We start from the raw sequence: 18,312 nt of genomic DNA, 5'->3' as shown, positions 1-18,312 counted from the left end.
TTATCCAAGGTTGCCTCCGGTGAGGTCTCGTTTTATTGTCGAAACAGTTACTTACTCACTATGCCAAGCGGATAGCTTAGCTCTCAAACGTTGCGTAGCCTGACTTTGAATCTGACAGACCCGGGATTCGCTGACCCCTATCACTGCGCCTATCTCTTTGAGGTTTAATTCCTCATCATAATAAAGAGATAGCACTAGTGCCTCTCTTTCAGGAAGACTTTTGATCGCCGCCGCTAATGCAGCTTTGAAACTGTCTTCCGCAACACCCTGAAAGGGAGTGTTGTCGTTACGATGGCTCTCTGTTGTGAATGCATCTTCAGAGACGCCCAGATCATCCATCCCGATCAAACGCCCACAGTTTACATCGTTAAGCGCCTGATGATACTGCTCTAAGCTCATATCAAGCTTTTCAGCCACCTCCACGTCGGTTGGATCCCGACCTAACGCTTTTTCTAGTGATGCGATGGCATCACTGATTGAACGACTCGCCTTGTGGACAGACCGTGGCACCCAGTCACCGCGGCGCATATCATCCAGCATAGCACCGCGAATTCGAATACCGGCATAAGTTTCAAAACTCGCCCCTTTAGAAGGGTCATAATTTTGCTGTGCCTCAAGGAGGCCGACCATACCAGCTTGGATCAAATCTTCTACTTGAACACTCGGTGGCAAGCGCCCCATCAAGTGATGCGCGATGCGCTTGACCAAACTCGAATAACGCTCAAGTACCGCTTGGCGATCTGCCCCTGTGCGGCTATACGTGAGCGCTCTATTCACGAATTAACTCTCCTGCGTCATCATTTTTGATCAGCAACCGCTCAACAAAAAACTCCAGATGGCCTCCCGGATTTCGCGGCACCGGCCAAGTCAGCGCTTTGTTCGCCAACGCACTCATCGCCAATGATGCGGGCGAGCGAGGAAATGCGTCAATGACAACTTTTTGTTTTCTCACTGCTTGCCTCACCCTTTCGTCAACGGGAACACATGCTACTAATTCTAGATTAGCATTGAGAAATCTTTCAGTGACTCGCGTTAATTTTGTGAACAAGTCTCGTCCTTCACGGTAGCTTCTGACCATATTTGCAACAACTTTAAAGCGTGTCACACCATGTTCACGGCTGAGTACTTTAATCAATGCATACGCATCAGTAATTGATGTAGGTTCATCACAGACCACAATGACGACATCTTGTGCGGCGCGCGAAAAGCTCAGTACCATGTCTGAAATCCCCGCGGCAGTATCCACTAAGAGTACATCAACCTCTTCTTCGAGTGTACCAAAAGCGCGAATTAAACCAGCATGTTGTGCCGGTGTTAGCTCTGTCATACCTTGAAGACCAGACGATGCAGGCACGATTTTCATACCGTGCGGACCTTCGAGAATGATATCTTTCAGATCACAGACGCCTTGAAGCACATGAGACAGATTCTTACCCGCTCTTAGGCCAAGTAACACATCCACATTGGCGAGACCAAGGTCGGCATCTAGCACCATGACCTTTTTACCTTGGCGGGCCATAGACGCGGCCATTCCCAGTGTGACATTGGTTTTCCCTACGCCACCTTTTCCCCCGGTTACGGTAATAACCTTGGTGCGTGACGGATTGGTTAAACGGCGCAGGCCGCTTGCTTGATCTTGCATGCTTGTCTCAATCATAAAAGTCCGCCCCATTCGACTCTGGGACATCACTGTTCCAGAAGTGACTGTGCTGATCCGCACCTGATTCCAACATGTCGCTGGCTTTTGCAACCAGGAACTGTCCCGTGGCTTGGCGGATATCTTCTGGCACACGTTGCCCGTCGGCTAAATAGGCCACAGGCAGGGCATTTTCGATGGTGACACACAACAGTTCACCGAGGCTGAGCGATTCATCGAGTTTGGTCAGAACACATCCCGATAACGGGATACGGCGAAAATGTTCAATGGTTTCTTGTAAAACGCGGCGTTGTGACGTCGCCGGTAACACCAGCAGGCTACGGATATGGGAGCCACTGTTTTGCATCAGGGTATCGAGCTGTTCCGACAAGCGAAGATCACGCTGCCCCATTCCAGCGGTATCTAGCAATATCAAGCGTCTATGACGCAGCTGATAAAGGATGTCGGCAAGTTCATCAGCATCTTTAGCCACTTTAACAGGACAGCCAAGGATACGGCCGTATGTGGCTAACTGCTCATGGGCACCGATACGGAATGTGTCTGTGGTCACCAAGGCAATATCTTCAGGGCCAAACTCCATCGCGGCTCGCGCCGCCAGCTTGGCAATCGTGGTGGTTTTTCCTACCCCAGTCGGACCCAGCAGTGCAATCACCCCGCCAGTTTCTAGCATATTCTCATCAACCGTGATCACCTGATCCGCCACTAGGTCAAGGAGCGCTTGCCACGCCTCATTCGGTGGTGTCTCTTCTGGAATATAACAGGCCAATTGATCCGCTAGCTCGGACGAGAGTCCCATGCGCTCTAGGCGTTTGATGAGCATGGCGCGCAGCGGCTCTCGCCGCTCTACCTCTTGCCACATCAGCCCCGACAATTGATGCTCTAACAGGCTTCTAATGGAGGCCATTTCTTGACGCATTGCATCAATTTCTTGATGCGAAGCCTGAGATTGACGCCCCTCAAACCGAGAGGGATCAAGCTTCGGTTTTGGTGGAGAAGCGGCCCCGCCATTGGGTTTGGTGGTGGTATTTTGCCAGTCCGAGCGGTTGTTGCTTTTTAGCTGGCGACGCGGCTCATAACCGCGCCCTAGCGCGGCTGGCCGATCGTCAGCCCCTGATGGCGATGAGCGCCGTGCTGGCTGCTTTTGTTGACGTTGTAGCAAGGCGCTCAGCGAGTCAGCTTCTGTTTCTAGTTCGGCTGGCTGAGATTGTTCACGGTACTCGTCCAGCATCGCGGAAAAGCGAGGTGGGCGCTTAGTATGACTGTTTTGACGACTACCTGCCTGTTGCCGTTGACGCAGTTGCACTTGATCATCCGCCAGTTGGCGGTGCGCCTGAGAATAAGCCTGAGCAGATTGTTGCTGCGCGTTTGGGGCGGGCTTATCAGGCATTGGCTCTGTATCCGCATCAACCGCCGCGACAATTTCTACGCCGCCAGTCACTTTTTTGTTAGACATGATCACCGCATCAGCGCCAAGTTCTTCTTTCACTTGGCTTAATGCTGCTCTCATATCCTTTGCAAAAAAACGTTTTATTTTCAAAGCACTGCCCTACTCATAAACGATGTTAATTGTTGCCAACCGCATTGACGATACGAATTTGTTTTTCATCAGGCACTTCTTGATAAGACAAGACGCGTAGCGTCGGTATTGTGTTTTTGACAAATTTCGCCAATGTCGCTCTTAGCACGCCAGACGTTAGCAATACCGCCGGCTCGCCTTGCAACTCTTGCTGCTGTGTCGCGTCAGCCAATGAGGATTGCAATCGCTCAGCCAAACCCGGCTCAATCCCGGTCGACTCGCCACCCGATGCCTGCATGGTTTTATGCAACATCTGTTCCAGTTCAGGAACAAGGGTGATCACTGGCAGTTCAGGGGCGCTGCCATTGATTTCTTGAACGATCAGACGACGCAGTGCAATCCTGACCGCAGCGGTTAAAATGTCAGGATCTTGACTCTTGCCGGTGTACTCGGCCATGGTTTGCACGATGGTGCGAATATCACGGATAGGGATCGCTTCACTGAGCAGGTTCTGCAGCACTTTGACTAACACACTGAGCGGGATTTGATCCGGGATCAGTCCTTCAACCAAGCGCGGTACCTGCTTACCTAACATATCCACCAAGTTTTGCGCTTCCTCGTGACCCAATAAACGCTCGGCGTTGTTAGTCAGCATCTGGCTAAGGTGAGTGGCCAACACAGTGGCAGCGTCGACCACGGTATAACCGAGTGCTTGCGCATGCTCCCGTTGGCTAGGCTCAATCCAAACCGCCTCAAGGCCGAAAGCCGGATCTTGGGTGGGCTCACCGTCAATAGGACCGAACACTTGCCCAGGGTTAATGGCAAGTTCATGTTGAGGATGGACGTCGGCTTCTCCAACCGCGACCCCCATTAAGGTGATACGATAGTTATGGGGTGGCAGCTCAAGGTTGTCGCGAATGTGTACGGGTGGGATCAAAAAACCAAAATCTTGCGACAGTTTTTTGCGTACACCTTTGACTCGGTCGAGCAGCTCGCCGCCCTGATCACGATCGACCATGGCAATCAGACGATATCCTACCTCTAGCCCGATAACATCCACCGGCTGCACATCGTCCCACGATAGCTCTTTCGGCGTGGCGGGGGCGGCCTCAGGAAGATCGGTTTGCTCCGGTGCTTGCTGCGCTTTTTGATATTGTTTGTATTTCCAGTACGCTAGGCCACCACAAATCACTGCCAGCAGTAAGAAAGGCAAGTGCGGCATGCCCGGCACCAACCCCATCACCGTCAAAATACCGGTGGCAATCATCAACGCACGCGGATTATCAAACAGCTGGAACACCACCTGCTGTCCCATGTCTTCTTCGGTGTTTTGTCGCGTCACCATAATGGCGGCGCCTATCGACAGCAGCAACGACGGTATTTGTGCAACCAGACCATCACCAATGGTCAATAAGGTATAGACTTCTAGTGCTTCGGAAAACCCTAAGTCATGCTGCCCCATCCCGATCGACAAACCACCCACAATGTTGATGAAAAGGATCAAAATACCGGCGATGGCATCGCCTTTGACGAATTTAGACGCACCATCCATCGAGCCGTAGAAATCCGCTTCTTGCGTGACTTCTTGGCGTCGTGACCGGGCTTGCTCTTGGTCGATGAGCCCCGCGTTTAAGTCGGCATCAATCGCCATTTGTTTACCTGGCAATGCATCCAAGGTAAAACGCGCGGTCACCTCTGAAATCCGGCCCGCACCTTTAGTGACAACCATGAAGTTAATGATCATCAAGATAAGAAAGACCACCAAACCCACGGCATAGTTACCGCCAATGACCACCGAGCCAAAAGCACCAATCACTTGGCCTGCTGCATCCGAGCCCTCGTGCCCATAAAGCAAAACCACACGCGTGGAAGCAACGTTAAGAGCCAGCCGCATTAACGTTGCGATCAGCAGCACCGCCGGGAAAGCCGCAAATTCAAGTGGACGCCGTGTATAAATGGTAACCAGTAGTACCACCAGCGATAATGCAATGTTAAACGAGAACATTAAATCGAGCAGCATGGGCGGGACAGGAAGCACCACCATCGCTAAGGTCGCTAATACCAGTGCTGGCGCACCGATAGCCGGCATCGCTCCTAACCTGTGGTAAGGCACTTTGTCAGAAAATGGCAATCGCCAGTTGGCTTTTAACATGTTAAGCGTTCAAATCCATGATTGGTGAACGCGGGCCTGGTGCCGCGTATACTCAAAACGGGAATGCAGAGAAAGCAAGTTTTACGCCAAAAAAAGCCCGTAAAGTGTCAGCATTTTGGCACTGCGCTGACATTGTCGTGCTCGGCGACGCTTAGTCATGCTGTAAATCGGTAGGGATAGGTAAATAAGCGTCATCAGGACGTGTGGGCCGTCGACCTCGTCCTTTTTTGTATTGCTTTAACTGGAAGACATACGCAAGAACCTGAGCGACGGCGGTAAACAAGCCGTCAGGGATCTGTTGCTCAAGCTCCGTGCTAAAATACAATGCCCGCGCCAGCGGGGGAGCAGGAACGATGACAATATCATATTCAGCGGCAATTTCTCGTATTTTCAATGCGGTAAAGTCCGATCCTTTGGCGATCACCACGGGCGCGCTATCCATATCACTGTTGTAGCGCAACGCCACGGAATAATGTTCAGGGTTAGTGACCACCACATCCGCTTGGGGCACGTCAGCCATCATTCGGCGCTGGGCCATTTCCCGCTGCAACATGCGAATTCGCCCTTTCACTTCTGGGCTACCCTCGGTTTCTTTATGCTCGTCTTTGACCTCCTGTTTGGTCATTTTGAGCTGCTCATTGTGTTGCCAAATTTGAAATGGCACATCAATGACTACCACAACCAACAGGGAGCAGCACACCAACAGAACGAAGTTAAGTAATATATCGAGCGCGTGATAGAGGTTGCTGGGGAAGGTATCAATGGTCAGCTCGAAGAAGTCCTCTAGGTTGATATAAACCAAGTATGCGGCCACACCCGCCACCAACAACACTTTGAGAATCGACTTTAATAATTCGACTAATCCCTGGGTACCAAACATGCGTTTAAAGCCAGACAGCGGACTCATTTTCGACAGTTTAGGCCGTGCAGCCTCCCACGAGAAACTCACCCCACCGAGCCCGGCCGCCCCTACGAGGCCGGAGATAAAGAGCACAATCAAGATCAGCCCAAGTGGCAGAATCAAATGCTGTAGCTCACCGACTACCACCAGCATCAGCTCTGAGCTGTCAAAGATCTCGGCGCGTGACAAAGAGAATAGGCGCGTCATTAATGCCATCAAGGCTTCGCCCAGCGCTTGTCCGAACCACATCAAACTGATGGCACCAACGACCAATACGGAAACCGAAGCCAGTTCTCTTGAGCGCGGTACTTGGCCCTTTTCCCGCGCCTGCTCCTGCCTTCGGGGTGTGGCGTCTTCTGTTCTTTCCTGACCTTCGCTCTCTGCCATGCCTCTACTCGCAATTAATTCGAATTAGCGAACAAACTTGGTTTAACCCTGTTTCCCAATGATTGTTGTAGTGCGTCAACATACCGAACAGCAGATACCAGCTGATCAGCAGCCCCATCAACAATGCAAAAGCGAAGCCAAGAGAGAAAATATTCAACTGCGGCGCGGCGCGCGTCATCACACCAAATGACAAGTTGACCACCAGCAAGGCGATAACGCCTGCTAGGGAAATACTGAGGGCAACTTTAAACATGATCCCGAACCACTGCGCCAAACTGCGGTAGTCGGCAGCACCAATCATCTCGCCAATCGGTAAGGTATCAAAGCTCATCACCACTAGGTTAAGCATTTTTAAATGCCCATCCGTGGCGAGAAACAACATCACCGCCAAAAATAAGTAAAACTGCCCCAGCAAGGGGGTATTCTGGCCATTGGCCGGATCGACCATGGACGCAAAACCCAAGCTCGATTGCATCCCCAAAATTTGTCCCAACACCACAAAGGTTTGCGTAATAAATTGGGTGACCATCCCCATCGCCACACCAATGACCACTTGCTGCGCAAGCACGGTAAAACCGGCGAAGGAGACCAGCTCGATATTCTCGGGGACGGCCGGTAACGCGGGCATCACCGCGAAGGTAATCGCCAGTGACAGGTAGAGACGGATCCTCACTGGCACAAATCGCGCGCCAAAGAAAGTCATCGCCATCATCATCGAAGAGATACGGGTAAAGGGCCAAAAGTAGTTAGCCATCCAAGACAGGATCACTGAGGCTGGATATTCCATGGCTTGCCTCGTCAGTAAAGGATGTTGGGGATGTGATCAATCAAGCGATAGAAATACTCCATCAACATCCGCGTCATCCAGTGGCCAAAGAACATTAAGGCAATAAAGGTGGCGATCAAACGTGGCAAAAAGCTCAATGTTTGCTCGTTAATTGAGGTCGCGGCTTGAAAGATGGCCACGATAAGACCCACCAACAAGCCGGGTATTACAATGGCTGAAACCAGTAGCAACACCAGATAGAGCGCATCTTGGAAAAGCTCGACAAACGCTTCTGGGGCCATCGCTGCCTCCTTTAGCCGAAACTGGCTGCCAAGGTGGAGAGGATAAGATTCCACCCATCAACCAAGACAAAAAGCATTAACTTGAAGGGTAACGACACTATCATGGGCGATAGCATCATCATACCCATCGCCATCAAGACTGATGCCACCACCAAGTCAATCACCAAAAATGGCAAGAACAACATAAAGCCAATTTGGAACGCGGTTTTCAGCTCTGACGTTACAAACGCAGGGATCAGCACCGTCATCGGCACTTGCTCAGGCTCATCCACTTGCGCCCCCGACATATTGACGAAGGTTTCCAAATCTTTCACTCGCGTTTGCCGAAGCATAAACTCACGCAGCGGCACTTGTACCCGATCAAACGCTTCTCGCGCAGTGACTTGTTCATTGATATAGGGCTGAATCGCTTCTGTATTCATTCGGTCAATCACCGGTGACATGATAAACAAGGTCAAAAACATCGCGATGCCAATAATCACTTGGTTAGATGGCGTTTGCTGTAACCCCATGGCTTGACGCAAAATCGCCATCACCACCACAATCCGGGTAAACGACGTCATTAAAATGACAACCGCTGGCAAAAAGCCCAACGCGGTCATGATTGCCAGAATTTGTAACGTGACCGAGTAGTCTTCACTGCCATCCGGGTTGACACGCATGGTCACCGCCGGGATCCCACCGCCCGTATTACGGCCCACTTCTAAACGTGCCGCTTCACCGCTTTCGCTAATCGATTCGGTGGTGATGCTTTCTTGTGCTGGCGTCGCTTCTTGTTCGGCAACAGCAAACGGCGTAAATAAGGTGGCTGCCACCCACACCCAAGCGGCCAATAACATTCGTATCGTCATTTTCGATTCAACAGTTGGCTTAGCTGATTGGCAAAGCGAGAAGACTTATCTGACCCTGACGTCGCAGTTGGAATGGGGTTATCCAGTGTTTTTAACACGTTCACGCTGTTTGCTGTCACGCCGACAACCAACTGTTCACCGTGGATATCAACCACCAAAATGCGCTCCTTTTGACCCACAGCCAATTGGCTAACGATCGTGATGCCATCACTTTGCTGTGCCAGCCCTGGCACTTTTAACCGTCGCAGCAACCAGGCCAGAGCAAAGATAAGCCCTAGCACTAATCCTAGCGACAACAGCATTGTCACTATACTGACCTCGGGCGCCGCCGCCCAAACAGGCATGGGCGCCAGGAGTAGACCCCAAATGCGTCGGTTCACCGTTATCCCTATCGTAGTTTCTTAATCCGCTCAGTTTGGCTAATCACATCTGTGAGGCGGATACCAAACTTGTCGTTTACGACCACCACTTCGCCATGAGCAATCAAGGTGCCGTTCACCAGCACATCGAGCGACTCCCCAGCTAACCTATCTAACTCCACCACCGAGCCTTGGTTGAGCTGAAGCAAGTTACGGATGTTAATTTGCGTATGCCCCACTTCCATGGAAATGGTCACTGGAATATCGAGGATCGCGTCCAGTTTCCGCTGTTCATCCGCCCCCATTTTTTGCTCGCTGTCATCAGTGAGCTCTTCAAGTGGGGCCGCTTGCACATCATCTGAGCCCTCGGCGTCAGATTGCTCAGCCAGGGCTGCAGCCCAATCATCGTCTACATCATTTTGATCCATGACGTCTCACCCTTGTTTACTGGTTCTGATCACTGAGCATTACCTTGTTTATCATCGATGGGTAGATCTTCCTCGAGATCATCGAGTAGCTCAGGTTTATCCTGTAACAACGAAATATCCGATTTCGCCATTTCAGGACGCTTAAGTTTTTCTACAATTTTAAGTGCCAACTTATCGTTAGATTGCCCCATCTTCGCGCGATAGGTGGGCAAGTCTTCGACGAACACGGTGCACGCATCCGGCATATCCACCGGAATCACATCCCCTTTTTGCAGCTCCATTAAGTCGCGCAACGATAAGGTGACATCCAATAGCTTGGCACTCAATTCAACATTGACATCCAAGATCTCATCCCGTAGCGCTTTACTCCAGCGCACATCGGTATCCATCTTGTCACTTTGTACCCCGGCATCGAGCAGCTCGCGAATCGGCTCTAGCATCGAATAAGGCATGACCATGTGAATATCGCCGCCACCACCATCAAGCTCAATGTGGAATGAACTCACCACAATCACTTCTGAGGGGCTGACAATGTTGGCCATCGCCGGGTTTACTTCTGAGTCTAAATACTCAAAAGCGACTTCCATCACGGGCGCCCAGGCGTCTTTGTAATCCTCAAACATCAACTTAAGCAGCATCTGGATCACACGTCGCTCGGTTGGCGTAAACTCTCGCCCTTCAATACGCGCATGAAAGCGCCCATCACCACCAAAAAAGTTTTCTACCAAAATGAACACCAGACGGGCTTCCATGGTGATCAAGCTGGTGCCTTTTAACGGGCGAAAACGCACCATATTCAAACTGGTCGGCACGTACAAGGTATTTTGATACTCGCCAAACTTCATCATCTGCACGCCGTTAATTGACACTTCGGCAGTTTTACGCAGCATGTTAAACAAGCTAATGCGCATATGGCGGGCAAAACGCTCATTAATAAGCTCGAGCGTCGGCATCCGCCCACGTACAATTCTGTCTTGTGACGAGAAGTCAAAGGAAACGGCCCCCTCTTGATCGGCTTCGGGCTCGTTGTCTTCCTCTTCAACGTCATCAACACCGTGAAGCAGCGCATCAATTTCGTCTTGGCTGAGTAAGTCAGTCACGTCATCACCTATTGCATCACAAATCCAGTGAAGAGCACACGCTCCACCACCGGCTCGCCCGTTACTTTGATTAAGGCCGCGCGCACATTCTCTGCCGATTGGCGGCGAATTTCGAGCTGCCCCTGCGGTGTACGCAGTTGCTCGACCGTTGCCGCACCAAACGTATTAAGAAGCGCGTGCTCAATCAGCGGCAAGTTTTCTTTGGCCAAGGCTTCCATTTCACTGCCACGCACTAACAACTGGGTATTGACTTGCACCAATCGCTGCTGCTCATCCCCAGTGACATTAAAGACAAACGGTTTAGGCAAGGTGACATAAATCGCGGGCAGGGCATTGTTTTGTTCCTCGAGGACAATGTCTTCTTGGCTGCCGTCATCACCGGACAGGAAAAAGAACGCCGCACCACCGGCCGCCGCGAGCAATACAACGGCGGCGACAATGATAATAATCAGCTTTTTTTTGCTCCCGCCTTGTTCTGGGGTTGCGTTATCATCTGCCATGGCTGTGCTTGCTCCTTGTTATCTAAGCGTAGTAATCGACGGCCCGATCACTGTGTGAGACGTTCAGCGTCTGCCCGGTTAGCATGGTATCATCACTATCATCCGGCCCTGAGGTACCGAGTGATGCGCCACCGGCATGACCGTCGCCGGTACCGGCACCATGCTGGCCTGAGGCCATCTGTTGTGCACCACTCTCTTGTTGTTGAACCGATCCTTGGGCTAACTGTAGCCCTTGTTGCTGCAACATATCACGCAGTCTTGGCATCGCTTGCTCGACCGCATCACGCGCTTGCTGGTTGGCAACCGTTATATGCACGGAAGCTTGGTCGTTGTTGATCCCCAGCTTAATTTGCATGCGCCCAAGCTCGGGTGGATCGAGACGAATATCCACTTGCTTCAGGTTTTTAGACAACATGACATTGATTCGCTCGGTCAATGCCACACCCGCTTCGCTAGGCGTTTGCCCTAAAGGTAACGGGGCCTGCGCACTTTGAGCGACCTGGATATCTTGTCGTGCTGTCGCCGCGTTCGCGGTCGGTGTGCCTAGACTGCTTGCCAGCTGCTGGGCCAAGTTTTCGCCTCGTGAGGCACCTTCCGCTGCGCTTGCTGCGTTGCCTGCCGCCAAGGCTGCGTCAGTTTGAACCGCCTGCTCTGCCATCGCTTTTAACGCCGCTTTACTCAGACCATCTGACTGACTGTGTTGCCCTGCCAGCAGCGAAGCGGCATTCGGGTTACCTGCTGCGCCAGCTTTTACGTCAGGGTTTGCCATATTCTGTTGTTGGCCCGACGCCTGTCGCAGCTTATCAGCCAATTCATTCGTTTTCGTCGTCGCCCCTTCTTTGGCTAACCAATCTTTAAGCGCAGACTCTTTATTGGCTGACGCAGCATCGCCTAAGGCAGGCTCACCGGGCGCCACCTTAGCGGCGGCAGCCCCATGTTGACTCTCCTGCTGCGCCTTCATCGCCGCCCACTTTATCACCGGCCCATCCGCTGGGAGAGATTGCCCCCCTTTAGCCGCCTCACCATTGCTATCAAGCGCAATTTGGCGTCCAGCACCTTGTTCCAAGGCACCTGTGCCACGATCTTGCGTGGCTTTAACCTGAGCGACTAATACGGCGAGTTGTTCGGGCGATAACTGTGCCAATACCTCCTCCGCAGACACCTCATCCGGCAACGCTTTAGAAAGCTCCGCAAGCAGTGCTTGTTTGTCTACTTCACCCTCTTGAATCTGGCGGTCTACTCGCGCGTTACTGTCAGTGTCGCTTATCGGTAATACATCGGCAGACGATGCCATAGTCTCGTCATCGGCAGATAATGCCAAGGCGTCGCTATCGGCAGATAATGCCAGGGCGTCGTCATCGGCAGGCAAGGTTTTGCCAGTTAACATTTCAGCGGCTTGGTTCAACCGCATTAATAAGGATTGGCTTTCTTCCATTGCCGTCATATCGGCAATTTTTTCCATCTCAGCCTCGCTGAAAATACCGTCAGCCAACATGGCCTCCGCATCAATGGCTTGACCATCAACGAGTAAGGTTTTTCCATCACGAGTCAGCTTGATCGCCCCCGCTTGTCCTTCACTTCCATCGAGGGATTGATGCAAGGCGGACAAAAAGCCGGCACTTTTCTCTCCTTTCACCTCGCTGGACGCGCCTTCACTCGGCGCAGACAGGGTCTTACTCGAAACATTGGAAAGTGTCAGCATTGACTGCGTCATAAGTGTCTCATCATTACCTATGGTTACCTATGCGCCAACTTGGCATCAACTGGCGCGTCGGTAATGAGAAAGCAATTATCGCGCCATTTTACTATGAAGAGAAGGGTGAGGGGCGTCGACGTGCGATAATTGCTGCCATTTCATCCATTTGCCGTTGTTCTTGATAGCGAGCACGCTCTGCTTCCTCTCGTTCTCGTTTTTCTATCAGCCATTCTAATGATTGCCGGTGCTGGCGAGTTTGTTGCCATGTCTGACGGCATTGCGCTAAATGATCTTTAAATTGATGCTCTGCATCTCTTTGTTTTGCCAATGTTTCATCAAGCTGAACAATGAATTTATTCAAATGACCAAAAGCACTGGCCGATAGCCCTGACTGACCACGATCAGACATCTGACGGCAATACTCGAGCCGGTACTGTTCGATTTGCTCCAACTGGCGATAGTAATCATCAAGTGATTGCTGAGCCGCGCTCACACTAAGCTGGGCCTGCTTTTCATCCTCTTGAGCTTTTTCTAACAGCAACTGAAGCGCGTGATCGGCCATCGGTTACCCCTGCAAGGTTGAGCGCAACATATTGACACACATATCAAAAGGAACCACTTCTTTGATCCCTTGCTGCAAATAATCGTCGAGTTTGGGCTTCAAGCTAAACGCCTGATCAACCGCCGCATCACTGCCCGGTTTATAAGCGCCTATCGAGACCAGATCTTGGTTTTTTCGGCACACGGACAACACTTGCCGCACTGCTTTCGACATCAGAATTTGCTCATCGCTAGTAATATTGGGCATCACTCGACTGACCGAACGCTCAACATCAATCGCCGGGTAATGACCGCTATCCGCTAACTCGCGCGATAGCACAATATGACCATCGAGTATCGCTCGTGCTGCATCGGCAATAGGGTCTTGTAAATCATCCCCTTCGGTCAGCACGGTAAAAAAGGCAGTGATCGACCCCTGCCCAACGGCACCGTTCCCCGCGCGCTCAACCAGTGAGGGTAAGCGCGCAAACACCGAGGGCGGATACCCTTTGGTCGCCGGTGGCTCGCCCACCGACAACGCAATTTCGCGCTGAGCCTGCGCAAACCGCGTTAACGAGTCCATCAATAAGAGAACATCAAGACCGAGGTCGCGGAAATATTCGGCAATGGTTAACGCCGTTTGACAGCCTTTAAGCCTCACCAAGGGTGATGAGTCAGCTGGCGCAGCGACAACCACCGCCCGTGCACGGCCTTCTTCTCCGAGGATATCATCGATAAACTCTTTCACTTCTCGGCCACGCTCACCAATCAATCCGACGACCACCACTTGCGCAGTGGTACCGCGTGTCATCATCCCCAAGGTGACAGATTTACCCACCCCAGAGCCAGCAAACAAGCCGATGCGCTGGCCTTTCCCCACCGTCAATAGACCATTGATCGACTTGATGCCAACATCGAGCGGTTCACGGATCGGTTGCCGTGATAAGGGATTGATCGGTATACCCTCTAGGCTTGCTTGCTTATCCGTATAGATATCGCCCTTACCATCCAGTGGATTGCCCATACCATCGATAACGCGCCCCAACAGCTCCATCCCCACCGAGAGTTGACTGCGTTCAGACAAGGGCGTGACTCTTGCCCCTGGCAACACACCTGAAACTTGCTCGTTGGGCATCAAGTACAAAAGCTCATCGGCAAAGCCCACTACTTCAGCTTCAATGGTGCCATTAAGGGTTTCAACCGAGCACACAGACCCAATGGGCGCGCGACAGCCTATCGCTTCAAGTGTCAGCCCAACCATACGCACCAATTTTCCCGACGCCACTGGCTTGGGAGCTAAATTATCAAGCTGACATTGTTTTAACCGCTCAGCGAGTTGGCTCATTATGATTGCCCTGGATCCTCAGTCGATGTGGCTTCATCTTCAGACGTTGCCGCGGTGTCTTGCTCAACGGGGTCGTCACTCGCCGCCGCGCCCTCGGTGGTCGCCGGTTCGTTGGCATAGGCACCGGTATCAACGGGCTCTACCGTTGCGCCGTCTGATGGCGCGGATTGCCGGGGTTGATTCTGCCCTTGAAACTCTCTTAATAACGCGTCCACGCGCTCAGCATAGCGATAGTCGACCACTGAATCTTTGGCTTTTACATGGACGTCTCCACGCGAGAGGGCCGGCTCGGATTGCAAGGTCCAGTCGCGAGCCGCGAGCATATCGTCATCATACGCGTCGGTGACAATGGCATAGTCATCTGGATGCAACGCCGCAGTAACCGGGTGATCGGCCACTGGCAAAGCGGCAATGGCGGCTCGTAAGGTGTGCAGAATCACCTGAGGATTCGTGTCTAGCTCCACACCTGTCAATGACTTGGTCAAGGTCTGGACCATCACTAACAGTTGTTGCTCAACATCCATCTCCAACTTTTCTAACGGATGACTTAACTGATTGAGTATACTATCGAGCTGCTGACAACGTGCTTCAATCAGCGCTTGCCCGTCAGCGACGCCTTGCTCAAATCCGGCCTTTTTTCCTTCTTCATGGCCCTTCTCATGCCCTTGCTCTAAACCGGCCTCAAGTCCCTCGGCATGCCCCAGCTGCTTGCCTTCTTCATACCCTTCGTCATAGCCCTGCTGGCGAATAGCGTCGAGGGCGTCAGCGGTTAAAGGTTCGGGGGCAGGCTCGTTTTCCTCCGGCTCCACCTCAACGTCTGGCTCCCAACTGGGATCGTAATTAAGTGCCGTGTCTTTAGGCAGGTTTTCGCCTTCGTTGTAAGGGGGCAATGCCCACCTATCAATGGTTTCCGCATCGGCCTCATCGGCGCGAATATAGCCACGGCGTTTTTCTAAACTCATCAGTGCCCCTTACAAATACGGCTTAGACGAAGTCATCGCCGCCGCCTGCGGCAAGCATAATTTCACCGGCATCGGCAAGACGACGCGCAACCGATAAGATTTCTTTTTGCGCCCCTTCCACATCTGAGACCCGGATAGGCCCCATGGCCTCGATATCGTCTTGCAACATCTCGGCCGCTCGTTTGGACATATTGCGATAGATTTTCTCGCGCAAGTTATCTTCCGCGCCTTTAAGCGCTTTTTGCAACACTTCTTGTGGCACATCACGGAGTAAGGTCTGCACCCCGCGGTCATCCACATCAATCAAGTTATCAAACACGAACATCAAGTCTTGGATTTGTGAGGCCATCTCTTCGTCTTGATCGCGAATCGAGTCCATCAGTACCCCTTCGACACTGTTGTCCATGTAGTTCATGATTTCCGCTGCCGCTTTTAAGCCACCAATTTTGGCCGCTTGTGCCCCCGCTTGGCCAGCAAATTGCTTTTCCATGATCTCGTTTAACTCGTGCAGTGCTGCCGGTTGCACCTCTTCTAAGTTGGCAATCCGCATCATCAAGTCCAGGCGATCTCGCTCAACAAACTGTGACAAAATCTCGGCCGAGTGCTCGGGATCCAGATAAGATAAGACGATGGTTTGGATTTGCGGGTGCTCGTTGATAATGATGCTGGCGACTTGGCGCGGATCCATCCATTTCAGTGAATCCAAGCCTTTGGAGCCGCTGCCAAGCAATATTTGGTCCACCAAGTTATTCGCTTTGTCTTCACCCAAGGCAGCCACCAGGGCGTTGCGTACAAAGTCTTCACTCCCCATCCCGATAGAGGTGTATTTTTGGATCTCCTCTAAAAAGGCACGGTGGACGGCCGCCACTTTGTCCGAATTAAGATCGGTCATCGAGGTCATGGCCGCGCCCACCCGTTGAACCTGTTTCGGCTCAAGGTGGCGAATGATACTCGCGGCATCTTGTTCACTTAAACTGAGTAGCAAAATGGCGGCTTTTTCGATCCCACTCAACGAGCTGATATCGAAGTTTGAGCCAGCTTGCTCATCACCGCCTGTGGTTGCGACTTCATTTGCCATCTTCGGTTACCCAATTTTTCACCGCTTGTGCGGCCAAGTCTGGCTCATTGGCAACCAGCGCCCGCACCGCTTTTAACAAGTCTTCATCTTTATGTAAGTTTGGCAGCTCAACATCCGACGCTGACATCGCAAAGTTGCTAGAACCGTCAAGCTCAGAGCCTATCAAGCCGACATCATCCCCATCAGGGGTAACTGGCAAGCCATCTGGGCCAAGGATTTCGCCATTGGGGCCCACGGTATTGCCATCTTCGTCGGTATTTGGATAAAGCAGCTTTTTCATCGCTGGACGCACCAAGACCACGATAATAACAATGATCACCAAGGCCGCCGCTAACCAACGAACCCAGTCATTAAAGTTGGGATGATCCCAAATCGGCACATCTTGCTCTGCCGCTTGCTCTGGCTCAACAAAGGGAACGGCGATCACTTCGAGCACATCACCACGCTGCTCACTAAAGCCCACCCCGCCCATTAAAAGACGGCGGATTTTGGCCAGTTCATCATCTGACAAAGGCTGCTTAACCGTATCCCCGGTTTCAGGATCGACACTTTGTTTAAAATTCACCGCCACAGAGACGGTTTGTCTATCGATGACGCCTGACTGCGCGCGTCGGTGACGAATGGTGGTATCGAGTTCAAAGTTACGTGTCGATTCACGGCTCACCGACCCGGTACCGCCTGCACCATTTTTAAGATCCCTGACGTCTTCCGGAATGGAGGCATCGGCCGGCGGTTGGTTGCTTAAGGCCCCTGGAATACCTGCGACACGATCCGAGCCATTATAGTCTTCGCGCGTGTATTCGCTGCGTGTTGCCGGTGTGTTGGGGTTATACTGACGCTGCGTTTCTTCCAGTGAACTAAAATCTAATGCCACGTCGACTTGTGAAGTATAGTTGCCCAGCCCTAGTACGGGGATCAGTATGGAGTCGATTTTTTCGCGCAATTGGCGCTCTTGTTTACGCTCCAATTCGTACTCTTTGCGCCGCGCCGCTGAGGCTGGATCTTCACTGCCTGAGTTTAGCAAGCGGCCATGCTGATCGGTGACGGTGACGCGCGTGGGTTTTAGCGACGGGACGGCAGAGGCGACCATATCAACAATCGAGTCCACTTCCTCTTGACCTAGGGTATTTGTGCCTCCCAAGGTTAAGAATACCGTGGCTGATGCCTCTTGGTTGTGGCGTACAAAGACGCTCTGTTTGGGCATCGCTAACAAGACACGGGCGTTTCGCACTTGCCGCACTTCTTCAATCGCGGCGGCTAGCTGTCGCTCACGACTGAGTTTTAATCGCTCTTGCTCGAGTTTTTGTGAGACGCCAAAGCCCATGTCATTAAGTAAGATCTCATCCCCCTCGGCCGTGCTGGTATTCAGCCCTACCCGCGTTAAACCGAGGCGAATGGAGGAGTAATCGCTTGAAGGGACGCGGATGGTATTCCCATCTAATTGGTATTCAACTTTGTTCTGGTCAAGGTGATCCAAAACAGGGATAAGTTCTTCTGTTTCGTACGTACCCAGTGGCCGCATTTCGGGTTCCTGCACCCAAAAAAACAGCATCATGATCAGCGCGACACAAATCGCAACCGCTAACACCAAGATCAACTGGCGCACCATGTCGAGATCGCCAAACATCGAGTTTGACGATGCTGACTGTTCTGATGCGTCCGGATCTTGCGTGCTTTGCTCTGCGTCTAATGCCGCATCGGTTGATGGCAGTGCTGCTGCGCCATCTGAAACCGCCAGATCGGTGTTTTGGTTCTCTTCAGCCACTGATTAA

At 52.0% G+C, this 18,312-nt stretch carries 18 protein-coding genes; all 18 read right to left on the bottom strand.

The features are described 5' to 3' along the window. Positions 1–51: 51 nt before the first annotated feature. Positions 52–777 (bottom strand): RNA polymerase sigma factor FliA, encoded by a 726-nt coding sequence (locus C7A19_RS00590; RefSeq protein WP_069363181.1) that lies wholly within the window; start codon positions 775–777, stop codon positions 52–54. Beyond that, complete coding sequence (locus C7A19_RS00585) at positions 770–1,657, bottom strand: MinD/ParA family protein (RefSeq protein WP_069363182.1); 888 nt, start codon at positions 1,655–1,657, stop codon at positions 770–772. Before C7A19_RS00585 ends, C7A19_RS00590 begins: the two co-directional genes overlap by 8 nt. Continuing rightward, positions 1,650–3,194, bottom strand: a complete 1,545-nt coding sequence (gene flhF / locus C7A19_RS00580) for a flagellar biosynthesis protein FlhF (protein WP_077484655.1) — start codon at positions 3,192–3,194, stop codon at positions 1,650–1,652. The genes C7A19_RS00585 and flhF overlap by 8 nt, the downstream gene beginning before the upstream one ends. Before the next feature lie 25 nt (positions 3,195–3,219). Beyond that, positions 3,220–5,325: a flagellar biosynthesis protein FlhA gene (gene flhA / locus C7A19_RS00575; protein WP_116643868.1), complete on the bottom strand. Its 2,106-nt coding sequence runs from the start codon at positions 5,323–5,325 to the stop codon at positions 3,220–3,222. Positions 5,326–5,476: 151 nt separating this feature from the next. Beyond that, positions 5,477–6,613 carry a flagellar biosynthesis protein FlhB gene (gene flhB, locus C7A19_RS00570; protein WP_116643867.1) on the bottom strand — a complete coding sequence of 379 codons (1,137 nt, stop codon included), beginning with the start codon at positions 6,611–6,613 and terminating at the stop codon, positions 5,477–5,479. Positions 6,614–6,617: 4 nt separating this feature from the next. Further along, a complete protein-coding gene (gene fliR, locus C7A19_RS00565) occupies positions 6,618–7,400 on the bottom strand; it encodes a flagellar biosynthetic protein FliR (RefSeq protein WP_116643866.1) in 783 nt (260 codons plus the stop codon). 11 nt (positions 7,401–7,411) lie between these two features. Continuing rightward, positions 7,412–7,681, bottom strand: a complete 270-nt coding sequence (fliQ, locus tag C7A19_RS00560) for a flagellar biosynthesis protein FliQ (RefSeq protein WP_102504683.1) — start codon at positions 7,679–7,681, stop codon at positions 7,412–7,414. An 11-nt stretch (positions 7,682–7,692) separates the two neighbouring features. Beyond that, a complete protein-coding gene (gene fliP, locus C7A19_RS00555) occupies positions 7,693–8,532 on the bottom strand; it encodes a flagellar type III secretion system pore protein FliP (protein ID WP_069363187.1) in 840 nt (279 codons plus the stop codon). Then, the gene (gene fliO / locus C7A19_RS00550) at positions 8,529–8,912 is read right to left on the bottom strand and encodes a flagellar biosynthetic protein FliO (RefSeq protein ID WP_116643865.1); all 384 of its coding nucleotides are present in this window, start codon (positions 8,910–8,912) and stop codon (positions 8,529–8,531) included. Before fliO ends, fliP begins: the two co-directional genes overlap by 4 nt. An 8-nt stretch (positions 8,913–8,920) precedes the next feature. Then, positions 8,921–9,319, bottom strand: a complete 399-nt coding sequence (fliN, locus tag C7A19_RS00545; RefSeq protein ID WP_046074940.1) for a flagellar motor switch protein FliN — start codon at positions 9,317–9,319, stop codon at positions 8,921–8,923. 29 nt (positions 9,320–9,348) lie between these two features. After that, a complete protein-coding gene (gene fliM / locus C7A19_RS00540) occupies positions 9,349–10,419 on the bottom strand; it encodes a flagellar motor switch protein FliM (RefSeq protein ID WP_077578008.1) in 1,071 nt (356 codons plus the stop codon). An 8-nt stretch (positions 10,420–10,427) separates the two neighbouring features. Then, on the bottom strand, positions 10,428–10,919 hold the full coding sequence (fliL, locus tag C7A19_RS00535) for a flagellar basal body-associated protein FliL (protein WP_077484643.1): 492 nt from the start codon (positions 10,917–10,919) through the stop codon (positions 10,428–10,430). Positions 10,920–10,941: 22 nt separating this feature from the next. Further along, a complete protein-coding gene (locus C7A19_RS00530) occupies positions 10,942–12,633 on the bottom strand; it encodes a flagellar hook-length control protein FliK (protein WP_116643864.1) in 1,692 nt (563 codons plus the stop codon). A 91-nt stretch (positions 12,634–12,724) separates the two neighbouring features. Continuing rightward, positions 12,725–13,177, bottom strand: a complete 453-nt coding sequence (gene fliJ, locus C7A19_RS00525; RefSeq protein WP_069363192.1) for a flagellar export protein FliJ — start codon at positions 13,175–13,177, stop codon at positions 12,725–12,727. A gap of 3 nt (positions 13,178–13,180) precedes the next feature. After that, positions 13,181–14,500, bottom strand: coding sequence for a flagellar protein export ATPase FliI (gene fliI / locus C7A19_RS00520; protein WP_077456373.1), 1,320 nt, complete (start codon positions 14,498–14,500; stop codon positions 13,181–13,183). Then, a complete protein-coding gene (locus C7A19_RS00515; RefSeq protein ID WP_077456375.1) occupies positions 14,500–15,462 on the bottom strand; it encodes a flagellar assembly protein FliH in 963 nt (320 codons plus the stop codon). The genes fliI and C7A19_RS00515 overlap by 1 nt, the downstream gene beginning before the upstream one ends. 22 nt (positions 15,463–15,484) lie before the next feature. Next, positions 15,485–16,540: a flagellar motor switch protein FliG gene (gene fliG, locus C7A19_RS00510; protein WP_102504688.1), complete on the bottom strand. Its 1,056-nt coding sequence runs from the start codon at positions 16,538–16,540 to the stop codon at positions 15,485–15,487. After that, a complete protein-coding gene (fliF, locus tag C7A19_RS00505) occupies positions 16,530–18,305 on the bottom strand; it encodes a flagellar basal-body MS-ring/collar protein FliF (protein ID WP_077484634.1) in 1,776 nt (591 codons plus the stop codon). Before fliF ends, fliG begins: the two co-directional genes overlap by 11 nt. Positions 18,306–18,312 lie beyond the last annotated feature (7 nt).

This window comes from Salinivibrio sp. HTSP, from assembly GCF_003390965.1.
GTDB lineage: Bacteria > Pseudomonadota > Gammaproteobacteria > Enterobacterales > Vibrionaceae > Salinivibrio > Salinivibrio kushneri.
Note: the sequence above shows the minus strand (reverse complement) of the source record. Positions and strands in the feature narration are given on the sequence as shown.

Coding starts and splice junctions, on each gene's coding strand:
- C7A19_RS00585 (WP_069363182.1), bottom strand. CDS start 1,657: ATGATTGAGACAAGCATGCAAGATCAAGCAAGCGGCCTGCGCCGTTTA.
- flhA (WP_116643868.1), bottom strand. CDS start 5,325: ATGTTAAAAGCCAACTGGCGATTGCCATTTTCTGACAAAGTGCCTTAC.
- flhB (WP_116643867.1), bottom strand. CDS start 6,613: ATGGCAGAGAGCGAAGGTCAGGAAAGAACAGAAGACGCCACACCCCGA.
- fliR (WP_116643866.1), bottom strand. CDS start 7,400: ATGGAATATCCAGCCTCAGTGATCCTGTCTTGGATGGCTAACTACTTT.
- fliQ (WP_102504683.1), bottom strand. CDS start 7,681: ATGGCCCCAGAAGCGTTTGTCGAGCTTTTCCAAGATGCGCTCTATCTG.
- fliP (WP_069363187.1), bottom strand. CDS start 8,532: ATGACGATACGAATGTTATTGGCCGCTTGGGTGTGGGTGGCAGCCACC.
- fliN (WP_046074940.1), bottom strand. CDS start 9,319: ATGGATCAAAATGATGTAGACGATGATTGGGCTGCAGCCCTGGCTGAG.
- fliL (WP_077484643.1), bottom strand. CDS start 10,919: ATGGCAGATGATAACGCAACCCCAGAACAAGGCGGGAGCAAAAAAAAG.
- C7A19_RS00530 (WP_116643864.1), bottom strand. CDS start 12,633: ATGACGCAGTCAATGCTGACACTTTCCAATGTTTCGAGTAAGACCCTG.
- fliJ (WP_069363192.1), bottom strand. CDS start 13,177: ATGGCCGATCACGCGCTTCAGTTGCTGTTAGAAAAAGCTCAAGAGGAT.
- fliI (WP_077456373.1), bottom strand. CDS start 14,500: ATGAGCCAACTCGCTGAGCGGTTAAAACAATGTCAGCTTGATAATTTA.
- C7A19_RS00515 (WP_077456375.1), bottom strand. CDS start 15,462: ATGAGTTTAGAAAAACGCCGTGGCTATATTCGCGCCGATGAGGCCGAT.
- fliG (WP_102504688.1), bottom strand. CDS start 16,540: ATGGCAAATGAAGTCGCAACCACAGGCGGTGATGAGCAAGCTGGCTCA.